Raw genomic sequence first — 12857 nt, 5'->3', positions numbered from 1 at the left:
AACTTTATCCCCAATTTCTCAATCTCCTTAGAATAACTGTGTCCCCCTTTTCCACATCCCCATCAAATTCCACAACCAAATGCCCCTTGGTTCCAAATGTTCCTTTTATAACTCCCTTTATATTCTTTGAAGGAACATAAACAACCTCTCCAATAAGTTTCTCCGCTGATGTTTTTGAGGATGCCAAACCCTCGACAAATAGTTTGTCCTTTTTTGCCACAACTTTTCCTTCTCTGGTGACTATTTTCTTTATATTTAATTCTTTGACTCCTTTAAATTCAACGATCTCTCCATGTCCACAAATCCTTAATGTTGTTGGAGGTAAGTCAAGTCGCGTTATTAAAACCCTATCCCCAATTTCAGCAACAACCTTCTCTTCCAACTCAAATGCACAATAGCATTCGTCCCCTCCCTTTACTTCATTTAATATTACATTCACCTCTTTTCCTTCAAAATTCATCTTTTGGAAAGGAACAACAGTTGCTGGAACAACCATCATCCCAACGTTCAAATGCACCTTCATCTTTGGAGTTATATTGTATTTGAAGATTTCAGAAATTTTCACCTTTGCGACGATTTTATCCACAACTTCCAATTTTGTATCTTTTGAGGTTAAAACACACCCCCTAAAAATTTGCTTTGGCTCAACTCCCTGCAATGCTATCCCTACTCTATCTCCTGCATAAGCTTCATTTACATCCTTCTTAAAACATTGGATACCTTTAACCTTAACATCAACATTTATTGGGAATGTTCTCATCTCATCTCCAACAGAAACCTTTCCTTTGTGTATAGTTCCAGTGACAACCGTCCCTACACCTTTTATTGAAAACGCATGGTCTATTGGCATTTTGAAATAATTGTCAACGTCTCTCTTAATTTCCATGTTGTCCAATGTCTCTTTAAGTGTCTTCTTTAATTCATCAATTCCAATACCTTCTTTTGCAGAAATTTTGACAATCTTTGCATTTTTTAAATTGTTCGTTGAATTTAAAATGGCCCTCATGAACGTTTCGGTATTTTTTATCTCATCCTCTGATGCAATATCAATCTTATTCATCACAACAATGGTTGGGATATTAAATAAATCCAAAATTAAGAGATGCTCTCCTGTTTGGGTTTTTGGCCCTTCCCTCGCATCAACAACGAGTAGAGCTAAATCAATAATATCCGCTGCCCCAACGACTGCTTTTATTAGATCCGCATGTCCTGGAGCATCAACCAATGTAATTCTATAGTTGTCCAAGGTAAATGATGAGAACCCAATATCTATAGTTATTCCTCTCCTCTTTGATTCTGGGGGTTTATCTAATGCTGATGTTGAGGCAATTTCAGTTAGTTGTTTGGCGAGTAATGTTTTACCGTGGTCTATATGTCCAAAAATTCCAAGATTTACATTTATCATCAAAATCACCGTAAATTTTTTATTTTGTGTATTTTGTAAAATTTGTAAAATATATAGTTGTGTGCGTTAAGGAAATTTTGAAATATAACTGCAAAAATTTTTAAAATACTGGTTATAGTCTCGGACATTAATAAGTGGAAAATTACAACCTAATTGCAAAAATAATTTTAAAAAGTTTGGATAGTTAACCTTTATGTTTTATTTTTAAATAATGCCTCTTTATATTTTTTCCTTTACGAAATTTAATATATCTGATGACTATGTATATAGATATCAAAATGAAAGACACACTAATGAACTTTGGGATCTTATCATCAAAACCTTTAAAAATTGATAAATATAACAGATGCAATGAGATGCATCCGTATATCAATATACTGGCCATATACAATGTGAGCATTTTTATATCTTTTTTAGAAACTTTATTAAAAATCCTAAAAAAACTAACTACAATGCAAGAATGTAAAATTAGAAAAAATAATATTAAAACGTAAAGTACATCCAAATTCAGTGGAACAAAATAAGCAATAATTGTTGAGAATATAAATACTGATAAGTAAAATATAATTCCAATCATATTTCAACCCCCAAAAATTAAAGAATTAATAAATTTTTATAAATTTTTTAAAATATATAGTTTTTCTTTCCATAATGGGTTATGAATCATAAAAAATTGGTGATACAATGCTTCCAAAATCACTACAGAAGGAAATTTTGGTTTTTGGATGTGGGAATTTATTGTTTGCAGATGATGGGTTTGGATATGAGGTTATATCAAGATTAGAAAAGATGGATTTGCCAGAAAACGTGGAAATAATAGATGCTGGGACTGGGGCACCATACTACTTAATGTCCATTATGGATGAGGAAGCAAAGGTAAAGAAGATTATTATTGTTGATGTTATTGATTTTGGTTTAGAACCTGGAACTTTGAAAAAAGTGGATGTTGATGAACTCCCAAAAATAAACAAATATACCTTTGATGCACATGGTACACCATTAGCACCCTACTTAATAGATGCAAGTAAAAAGGGAATTGAGGTTGTAATAATAGGATGCCAAGCAAAGGAAATTTCAATGCCGGAAATTAAGATAGGTTTGAGTGAAGAGGTTAAAAATGCAGTAGATAAAGCAGTAGAGATGGTTTTAGAGGAAATTTATAAATCAAATTAAAATTAAAGGTGTCTAATATGCAATTTGTTCATATTGGAGACAATCACTTAGGTTATAGGCAATATAATTTAGATGAGAGAGAAAATGACATTTATAACTCTTTTAATGAATGTATAGAGAAAATTTTGGAAATAAGGCCCGATTTTGTTGTCCATAGTGGAGATTTATTTGAAGATATAAGGCCACCAATAAAGGCACTATCAACAGCAATGAGGGGATTTTCAAGGTTAAAGGAAAAGGGCATTCCAATTTATATAGTTATGGGAAACCATGATATTCCAAAAAGAAGGTTTCAAGAAACCCCACTGGTTTTGTTGAAGAATTATATAAGGACATTTGTAAATAAACCTTATCACATCCACGGAGATGTATTTATAGGGGGAGCTAATTACCACTCAAAAATAGGTAAAGAAAATCTCATAGAAAGACTCAAAATATTGGAGAATGCATCAAAAGAATACAGGAAAAAAATTCTCATTATGCATCAAGGAATAAACCCCTATGTGCCCGAATATGAATTGGAAAAGAGTGAACTTCCAGAGTTTAGTTATTATGCAATGGGGCATATACACAATAGAATAATTGATAGGTTGGAGAATGGAGGAGTTTTGGCATATAGTGGTTCAACGGAAATTATGAGAAAAGATGAGTATAAAGATTACAAAAAGAATGGAAAGGGGTTTTATGTTGTTGATATGAGTGGAGATTTTGATAAGAATGATGTTGATTTTGTTAAAGTTGAAAGTGTCAATGTAAAATGTAGGGATTTTTTTGAGATATTCATAGATTCAAAGGAGAAATTTGAGGAATTTCTCAATGCTCTCTCAAATACATCAAAGCCCATTGTTCATGGAGTAATTAAGAGAGAATTCGTAATGCTTTTGGGGATATTGAAGAGTAATGCACTCTGGTATAATATTAGGATTGTTGATGACGAGGATATTGAATATGACATCCCAGAGCATTCAAGCATTGAAAAACTATTTGCAGAGTACGTTAAAAGTAAAGGGTTAGATGCAGATTTTGTCTTGAATTTACATAGGAAGTTGATAAATAACGAAGGGTGGGAAGAATTTGTAAAGGAATATTACAACAAGTTTGAATAAAAATTTGATTTACAAAACTCGAATTTTTAAAAAATGTTTTTTTATTGTTAATACAAACAACCACAAAGGGGATAATTATGATAATCAAAGAAATTAAAATGAGAAATTTCAAAAGCCATGTTAATAGTGAAATAACATTCAACAAAGGAATTACTGTAATTATTGGGCATAATGGAAGTGGAAAATCATCTATTTTTGACGCTATGCATTATGCATTATTTAAACCAAGAGTTGGATATGAAGATTTGGTTACAAAAGGGAAAAAAGATTTATCTGTTGAATTGACATTTGAAGTTGGGGGGAAGACATACAAGGTTGTTAGAGAAAGGGGGAATGAAAGGTTATATGCTAACGGCAAACTCATAGCAAAGGGTTCAAGAGAAGTGACAAAGGAGATAGAAAATATTTTAGGCATTGACGAGAAGGTATTTACAAACTCAATTTACATTAAGCAAGGAGAGATTGCGGAACTTATCAATGCACGCCCATCAGAAAGAGAAAGAATTATAGCCCAACTTTTAGGCATTGGTGAATATCAGAAATCTTGGGAAATGATGAGGGACGTTATAAATGCATTTAGGGAGAAGTTGAATTCAATTGAAGGAGAGTTAAAAAATAAGGAAAGAATTGAAAAAGATATTAAAGAAAAAACTGAAGAGTTAGAGAAGTTAAAGGTTAAACTGAGAGAACTAAAAGAGGAACTTACCAATCTCAACAAAGAATTAACAAAAAAGAGGAAAGAGTTAGAGAACTGGGATAAAATAAGGGAGAAGTTTATAAAATTCACGTCAAAACTTGAGAAGTATGAATCTGATTTAAAAGGTATAGAGAATGAAATAAAGAAATATGAGGACGATTTACAAACAATTTCAAATGCTTACTCAATAATTGAAAAAAATGAAGAAAATTATAAGCAATATTTATCAATAAAAGAAGAATTGGAAAACATAAGAAAATCTCTAAACGAATTAAAAGGAAGTGTTAATAAATACAACAAACTCATTGGGCAAAAGGAGAACATCGAAAACAGAATAAACAAATTAGAAACTGAAATCTCCAATTTTAAATATGGAGAAGATTTAGAGTATTTAAATTCAATATTGGAATCCTTAAACGAAAAAATTAAACAATTTGAAGAAATTAGAGAAGCAATAAAGGATTTAGAGAGAATAAATGAAAAATTAGAAGAAATAAACAACTATAAAAAGATAATTAATGAGAATAAAGAACTTTATGAGAAATATCTAAAACTTGAGAAAGAAAAGGATAACTTAGAAAAAATGGTTAATGAATTTGCAACATTAAAGGAAAAATACAACAGTATTGTAAAAGATCTAAAAAACTTGGATAAAAAGAAAAATGAACTATTGGATGAAATTAGCCAGCATAACATTAAAGAAATGGAAGAAAAAGTTAAAGAAATGAATGACTTAGAGAAAAAACTAAATGAAATATATGAAAAGAAAAACAAAATACAAGAGAACATTGGGGAAGTTAGGAGTAAAATAAACGCACTAAAAAAGGCACTAAATGAGATTGAAAAAGTTGAGGGAAGATGTCCTGTTTGTAATTCAGAGATTAGCGAAGAGAAGAAAAAAGAGTTAAAAGAAGAATATTCGAAAAATTTAAAAGAAGAGGAAGAAAGATTAAAAGACCTTAGCAAAAAATTAGAAGAATGCAACAAAGAGATTGAAAATATAAATAAGGAATTGAAACATAGAGGAAGGTTAAAAGAAAAACTGAGTGCATTGAAGGAAAAAATAAATCAACTTAATGAGGTAATGGATGAAATTAAAAAGAAAAAGGATGAAATGAAAATTATTAAAGAAGAATTATCAAAATTTGTTATCGATGGGGAGGATGTAGAAAAGAGATACAAAAAGGTTAAAGATGAGTTAAATAACCTAAGCGATGCCTACACAAAATACTTAACCGCTTGCGAGCATTTAAAGGGTATTGATGAGAATAAATTGATAGAGGAGAAGAATAAATTAGAAAACATAAAAGGGGATTATGATTTAGACACTTGTAACTCAAACATAGAAAACATTAGGACAGAAATTAATAATATAAATGAACTAATAAGGTTAATTGAAGAAAAGGAAAAATTAAAAGGAGAGTTAAACGATATTGAAAACAAAATCCTGGCACTACTTGGACATATTGAGGAATATAAAGAAAAAGAAGCAAAATCTAAGGAATTAGAGGAGAAATTAGGGAACCTCGAAGCATACTATGAAAAATACAAAAATGCCTTTGCAATATTGCAGAACTTATCAAAGTCATACAATGTTGACATTAAAGAATTGAAAAAGCATGTAGAAAATTTGTTAAATGAAAAATTAAAAGAAAAATCAGAACTTTTGGAAAGAATAGAGGTGTTAAATAATAGGTTGAAGGACTTAAATTATGATGAGGGAACTCACGAAAAAATTAGAGAAGATTATAAAAAATTAGAAGAAACTATAAGAAATAAAGAAAAAGAACTTGTAGAATGTAAAACAAAAATAGAAAACATAACCCAACATTTAGAAGAACTAAATAAATATTTAGATGAGTTAAAGGAAAAAGAAAAAGAAAAAGAGAAACTCTCAAAATTCATTGAATATTTAGGCAAGGTTAGGGAAGTATTTTCAAGAGAAGGGTTCCAAAAATATTTGAGGGAGAAGTATAAACCACTAATCCAAAAATACACAAATGAAGCATTTGAGGAGTTTGATTTACCATACACACATATAGAACTAACGCACGACTTTGATATAAAAGTCCATTCCCCAAATGGGGTTTTAAGTGTTAATAATTTAAGTGGCGGGGAGCAGATAGCAGTTGCCCTCGCTTTAAGGCTTGGAATAGCAAAGGTTCTAATTGGAGGCCGAATAGAGTGCATAATATTAGACGAACCAACCGTTTATCTTGATGAAGAGAGGAGAAAGAAACTCGTGGAGATATTTAAAAACATAAGAACCATTCCACAAATGATACTCATTACACACCACTCAGAATTGGAACAAATAGCAGATACGCTAATAACTGTAAGAAAAGAAGGAGGAATCTCAAAGGTATCTATTAATGGTTAAGTTCAGCATTATAATTGTTACCTAAATGAGATTAAAGGGAATAAATTATGCTTTATTTAAAATTTTATACTAATGATTTTTATTCTTTCAAAAAATTTGTTATGACTAAATAAATTGTAGAGAATTTTTACAAACAACTTATGTATTTTACTTAAATTTTAATTTGGGCTTCAATTTTACTTAATTTTTCAAATTTAATCCTTAGAAAGATTTATATATGTTGAAGTATAGAGTGCTCCCAAAGTATTGAGCACAAAATTTTACAGTTTTTTATTGCTTTTTTATTGCTTTGCAGTTAATAGTTGGTTACTTCGTGCTGACCTCCTCTCCGCTCTAAAGGACGGAGGTTCCCATAGGGAACACCCTCTCATCCTCGTCGCCGAGGCGTCATTGGGCAGGTTATGTTCATCAGGCTGGGTCAGACAGCCTTCGAAGAATATAATGGCAAAATCCTTTGGATTTTGCCGTATAATTTATGAAATAACTTGTATATAAATTCATCGATACCAAATCCCCTCCGCTCTAAAGAGCGGAGCTTCCTTAACAACAAATAATGGTGAATAAAATGGATGTAAATGAACTAAAAGCAAAAATACTATCAAAAATTTCAGAAGAAGAATTAAATAAATTAGTGCGTGAAAAGATAGAGGAATTTGGCGGATTGTTAAATGAGGAAGGAGCAATTTCATTAATTGCAAAAGAAATGGGAATTGAGTTTGATTTAGAGGAGGAAGATTACGAATTTACAATAAATGATATAACAGAGGGACAAAGGAACGTAGAGGTAACTGGAAGGATAATGAACATCTCCGAAATCAGAACATTCAAAAGAAAAGACGGAACTGAAGGGAAGTTGAGATCTATTGAAATAGCAGACAACACTGGAACTATAAGGTTAACATTGTGGGATGATAAGGTAGAGTTAGCAGATGGTTTAAAAGTTGGAGATGTTGTTAAGGTAGAAAATGCATACTCAAGAAAATGGAGAGATAGGATTGAGTTAAACAGTAGTGCAGACACAAAAATAGATAAGCTTACAGATTACGATGAAGAAAAATACCCACAAATAAAAGATATATACAAAATTTCAGAACTAATCCCAAATATAACAGCAAAATTTGAAGGAGAAGTTGTAGCATCCTATGGAATTAGAGAATTTGATAGAAAAGATGGGAGTAAGGGAAGATTAAAATCATTCATATTGAAGGACAACACGGGAAGCATAAGAGTTACATTATGGGATGACATGGCAGATATTGAAGTAAATAGAGGAGACTATGTAAGGGTTGAGGGATATGTTAGGGAGGGACCTTATGGTTTAGAGGCAAGTGCAAACTCCATAGAAATATTGAAAAAAGGAGAAAAAATAGTAAGTAAAGAAGTGGATATAGAAAATCTTCCAAATTATGAAAATGAAATTGTAACTGTTAGAGGCAGAGTAATGGGTATAAGTAACAAAAAAACTGTTGATTTGGGAGATACAACTGTAGAAGTCCAAGAGCTTTACTTAGAGGATGAAACTGGAAGGGTTAGAATATCATTTTGGAGAGGTAAAACCAATGCATTAAATGGTATAAATGAGGGGGATTTGTTAAAGGTTACGAATTGTAAAGTTAAGTTATATACAGATAGGGAAGGATACCAAAGAGTTGATTTAATAGCGACTGCTGAAACTGAAATTGTGAAAGATGAAAGTATATCTGCCCCTGAATATAAAGAAAACCTCTGCAAAATAAGAGATATAGTTGAAGGGAATGTTGATAAGAATGACATTACAGTAATTGGGAGGGTTTATAGGGTATTTGAAGTAAATGAATTTGAAAGAGAAGGTGGCATAGGCAAGGTTAGAAATGTTATTATCGAAGATGAGACTGGAAGGATTAGGTTGGTTTTGTGGGATGAAAATGCAGATTTGGATATAAAAGAAGGGGATGTTGTAAAGGTTGTCTATGGGTATGTTAGGGAAAGAGGAGAATATGTTGACTTGAACATAGGAAGATTTGGAAGAATAATTGTGAATCCAGAGGGCATAACAATAAAATCAAATAGAAAATTTATTGCAGATGTTGAAGATGGGGAAGATGTCGAGATTAGAGGGACTATAGTAGATTATGTAAAGCAGGGTTTTGTTTTGTATCTCTGTCCAAATTGTAGGAGGAAAGTGGTTGTTGTTGATGACAGATACTCATGCCCGGAGTGTGGAGATGTAACTCCAGATGAAGTTTTAACATTAACTTTGGTTGTAGATGATGGAACTGGAACAATAACATGCAGATTATACAATAGGAACGTTGAAAAATTAACAAAAAAGAGCAGAGATGAGTTAATTAATTGCGATATTGACATAATAGAAGAACTTTTAGGAGAAGAATTTGTGTTTAATGGAGTTATTAAAAAGAGAGATACCTTAGAGATGAATGTAAAAAATGTTAGAGAAATAAACTTGGATGAAGAGATAAATGTTATTAAAAGCATGTAGAAAATATTAGAAACATAAAAAAGTTAAAAAATGGTGGACTGGGCGGGATTTGAACCCGCGGCCTCCGCACAGCCAATGCGGCGCTCTCCCAGTCTGAGCTACCAGCCCATAGTAGGCATTAAGATAATTAATATAACCCATATATAAAATTTTCGAAGTTAAATAATGATGAAGTTAAGTAGTGACGTTGTAAAAAATAATTTCAATTTTAATGAGGGGCGTTTTTCCAAATCACATAATCTTATAAGATAAGTTTCCAGATTTCTTTCAATTTTTTGACATCAATTTGTCCAGGAGCGGATGCTTTTCCTTCCATAGATGCAAAAGTTAAGATAGAGCCAAAATGAACCCCTAAAATTCTTGTTAATTTTCCTTCTTCTCCCATGGCTATGCCTATTATTTTTCCATTATACTTGTTAATTACATTCAAAACTTTTAAAACATCTTCTTTGCTTTTTGCCATAACTGCAAACTTTGCAATATCTCCAATCTTTAACTCCTCTTCAACGATTTTTATTAACTCCTCACAGGATGGAGTTTTTTCAAAATCATGGTAAGAGATGATTATTTTTGTTTTTGAACCAATTTCGTCCCTAAATTTCACGAGTTCTTTATTTTTTTCCTCCTTTAACTCAATATCTACAAACTTTGCATTGCATTCTATTGCTTTCTTTATTAAGTTTATTCTTTCATCATTGCTTTTTTTCCAAAATCCACCTTCCCAATCTGCTCTAACTGTTATTATACAAGGATACTTTACCATCTCTTCAATAGCACTTTCATTAACATCATCTAACATATCCACTCTAAATTCAACAATATCTGCTTCTTTTAACGCCTTCTCAGCGTTCTTTAATGCATCGTCTATATTGTTATCAACTATTGGGATGCATATCATATTTTCACCCGACAAAATTTAAAGTTTTAAAAAATATAAAAGACAAAAAAAGGGTGGTGCATAATTTATGTATCTGAGTTTATGTTAGTGATAAAACTTTCTATAATAATAAATTATATTAAATTAAAGGAATATTCGACTATCTTCCCTTTTGTCACTGACTATATGTCTTATCTTTTGGACTTTTAACATATCCAAAGGTAAAAATAAAAATTAATTAAATTAATTTTATCTTCCAGCAAATGGACAATAGACATCCATTCCAAGCAACTTAGCAACACCTTGCACTGTAACTCCGTAAATAATTGGTATTGTGTCGTATTTTTCGCAGGTTTTTAATAATTCCCAAAATGTTCCATTTACTATTGTACTCCCAGTAATTAACGCAATATCTGATTTCTTTATAATCTTATCGTTGCATTCCTTTCCATCTAAAACAACAGTTCCAAATTTTTCTTTTCCAATGTTCTCTGGATTTAAATCGGTAATATACACTTTAAATAATTTTGAAGTTGCCTCTATGTGTCCGGGTTGAAAGCCAATATGTGCCACAATAGCGTCCCCACCAAATTCCCTCAATATCTTCAATGCCAGTCTTTTACCACATTCTTTTGGCTTATCATCCTTACAATGTACGCATCTATCCAATAAGCCAAGATAATTCATCCCAGCATTTATTGATGCTATTGCTATTGCTCTATCTCTTTCATCGCCTTTAATTTTTTCAATAAACTCTTTTAGTGTCCCTTTAGTGTTTATTGGGTAGGAAGTAAATGCTTGTCCTCTTTTTCCTTCTATATCCGCCTCAATCATAATTTCTTTTCCTTTTATTATTGGATAATCTTCTCTATCTACATTTCCAATAGCTTCTTTTGGTGCTAATGTTTTTATAACAACTGTTTTATTTAATATTGGTTTTAGAGTTTCCATTGCTTTTTCATATATTACATCATACATTTTCCATCACCAACGAAAATGATACAATACTATATGATGTTTATTTAAATATTATAACACTAATTTATTAAAATTTTATAATTTATTAAAATTTTAAATTTTTTATGTATTATATGACCTTTTTAAATGTTTGTTTATCTCCTCAATTATCGCTAATCTCTTGCAAACACCATCATCAAATCCACAATCCCCACATGCAAGGCATACAAGTTTCTCCTTAATACCAATTCCTATTGTGTTTACTCCAGAAATTATCTTTTTGTCTTTAAAATTATCAGCAATACACTTTAACCCTGCCCCACATGCAAGTACCAATATGGAATCGAATGAATCCACATCTACACTTTTTGCCAACTTTTCAACAGCACTATATCTACATAACCCATCCTCTAAAGAATCTGGTAAATTTTCATCTTCAAATATTCTAAATCCTTCCTCAATAAGCATTTTTTTCATTTCTTTTACCTCTTCTGGACCTCCTGTTTTGCTACTCTTCGCACATATGCCACAACCTATTACCATTACAGTTTTAACGTTTTTCTCCATTAATTTTCTTTTAATTTCCACAAAATCCTTTTTAATTGTTATCACTGCCATAATAATCACCTTAATATTCAATTTCCTCAATTGTGTTTTTAAGTGCTTTGCATTTACATAATGCTTCTTGGTTTGGAGATTTGCATTTTTTACCACACATTGGGTGGGGGGCTTCTCTGCTAAATGAAACCCAAACTTCATCATTCACATCGTATTTTAAAAGGTGCCTTGTTGTAACTGCATAAATTTCCAAACCACCAATATCCACAACAACCTTCAATACAGAACCATTTGGAATTATGTTGATGATTTTTCCTTTTATGGCATTTTCATATTTTTTTGTTTTATCTAATATAATATCTTCTGGGTGAATACATAGAGAGATATTATTGTTATGTTTTCTTTCAAAGATAGGGTATTTTTTAACTTTTATTGTGAATGGTGATTTCAGCCCCTCATTAACTACCTCTACTGTTGCTATATCATCTTTAAGTTCTTTTATATTTCCTTTTAAAATGTTCTTTACGCCAACGAACTTTGCGACAAATTCATTTTTTGGATGATAAAAGATTTCATCTGGCTTTCCAATTTGCTGGATCTCTCCTTTATTCATCACTGCAACACTATCCCCCAACAACATAGCCTCTGTTAAGTCGTGGGTTACATAAATTCCTGTAACTCCTAAATTTTTTAGTATGGCCTTTAACTCCTCCCTTAATTTCTCCCTTAAAACTGGGTCTAAAGCACTCAACGGCTCATCCAATAATAGAACATCAGGATTAATAACTAAAGCCCTTGCCAATGCAACCCTCTGCTTTTGCCCCCCACTTAACTGAGGGATTTTTTTATCTTTTAAGTGTGTGATCTCAAGGATTTCCAGTATTTCATATACTCTTTTTTTAATCTCATTTTCAGGTATTTTTCTAATTTTTAATCCAAATGCTATGTTTTCAAAAACATTTTTGTGTGGGAAAAGGGCATAATCCTGAAAAACAAACCCTACATTCCTTTTTTGTGGGGGTAAGTCGTTTATTACTTTGCCATTAATTACCACATCTCCATAATCCTGCTTCAACAATCCTGCTATAATTTTTAGGAGCGTAGTTTTTCCACAACCACTCGGCCCTAACAAAACCATAATCTCACTATCATTTACACTAAAACTTACATCATTCAGAATTTCTTGCCCATCTATTCTTTTTGATATGTTGTTAATTTCTATCAT

General features: G+C 31.5%; 9 protein-coding genes and 1 tRNA gene. 4 read left to right on the top strand and 6 right to left on the bottom strand.

From position 1 onward, the window contains the following. Window positions 1-4: 4 nt before the first annotated feature. The gene (selB, locus tag METIG_RS01650) at window positions 5-1405 is read right to left on the bottom strand and encodes a selenocysteine-specific translation elongation factor (protein ID WP_013798501.1); all 1401 of its coding nucleotides are present in this window, start codon (window positions 1403-1405) and stop codon (window positions 5-7) included. Between the two features lie 684 nt (window positions 1406-2089). On the opposite strand from selB, the gene frhD reads away from it, so the two are divergent. The 4 genes from frhD to METIG_RS01625 all read left to right on the top strand — a co-directional run bounded on the left by frhD (window position 2090) and on the right by METIG_RS01625 (window position 9240). After that, window positions 2090-2578, top strand: a complete 489-nt coding sequence (frhD, locus tag METIG_RS01640) for a coenzyme F420-reducing hydrogenase, FrhD protein (protein WP_013798499.1) — start codon at window positions 2090-2092, stop codon at window positions 2576-2578. A gap of 17 nt (window positions 2579-2595) precedes the next feature. Continuing rightward, window positions 2596-3684 (top strand): metallophosphoesterase family protein, encoded by a 1089-nt coding sequence (locus METIG_RS01635; protein ID WP_013798498.1) that lies wholly within the window; start codon window positions 2596-2598, stop codon window positions 3682-3684. Window positions 3685-3761: 77 nt separating this feature from the next. After that, entirely contained in the window at window positions 3762-6761 is a 3000-nt protein-coding gene (locus tag METIG_RS01630; RefSeq protein ID WP_013798497.1) for an AAA family ATPase, read from the top strand. Window positions 6762-7326: 565 nt separating this feature from the next. Further along, on the top strand, window positions 7327-9240 hold the full coding sequence (locus METIG_RS01625) for an OB-fold nucleic acid binding domain-containing protein (RefSeq protein WP_013798496.1): 1914 nt from the start codon (window positions 7327-7329) through the stop codon (window positions 9238-9240). A 31-nt stretch (window positions 9241-9271) separates the two neighbouring features. On the opposite strand, the gene METIG_RS01620 is transcribed toward METIG_RS01625, so the two are convergent. From METIG_RS01620 to METIG_RS01600, 5 genes are all read right to left on the bottom strand, one after another. Next, a tRNA-Ala gene (locus METIG_RS01620) sits at window positions 9272-9348 on the bottom strand. Window positions 9349-9481: 133 nt separating this feature from the next. After that, window positions 9482-10138: a type I 3-dehydroquinate dehydratase gene (gene aroD, locus METIG_RS01615; protein ID WP_013798495.1), complete on the bottom strand. Its 657-nt coding sequence runs from the start codon at window positions 10136-10138 to the stop codon at window positions 9482-9484. Between the two features lie 228 nt (window positions 10139-10366). Beyond that, complete coding sequence (locus METIG_RS01610) at window positions 10367-11095, bottom strand: Rossmann-like domain-containing protein (protein WP_013798494.1); 729 nt, start codon at window positions 11093-11095, stop codon at window positions 10367-10369. Window positions 11096-11197: 102 nt separating this feature from the next. Next, window positions 11198-11692 carry a hypothetical protein gene (locus METIG_RS01605; protein WP_013798493.1) on the bottom strand — a complete coding sequence of 165 codons (495 nt, stop codon included), beginning with the start codon at window positions 11690-11692 and terminating at the stop codon, window positions 11198-11200. 10 nt (window positions 11693-11702) lie between these two features. Then, entirely contained in the window at window positions 11703-12857 is a 1155-nt protein-coding gene (locus METIG_RS01600) for an ABC transporter ATP-binding protein (protein ID WP_013798492.1), read from the bottom strand.

It is taken from the genome of Methanotorris igneus Kol 5, assembly GCF_000214415.1.
Classification (GTDB): domain Archaea; phylum AGJL01; class Methanococci; order Methanococcales; family Methanococcaceae; genus Methanotorris; species Methanotorris igneus.
The sequence above is the reverse complement of the archived record's forward strand: the minus strand, read 5'-3'. Positions and strand labels throughout refer to the sequence as shown.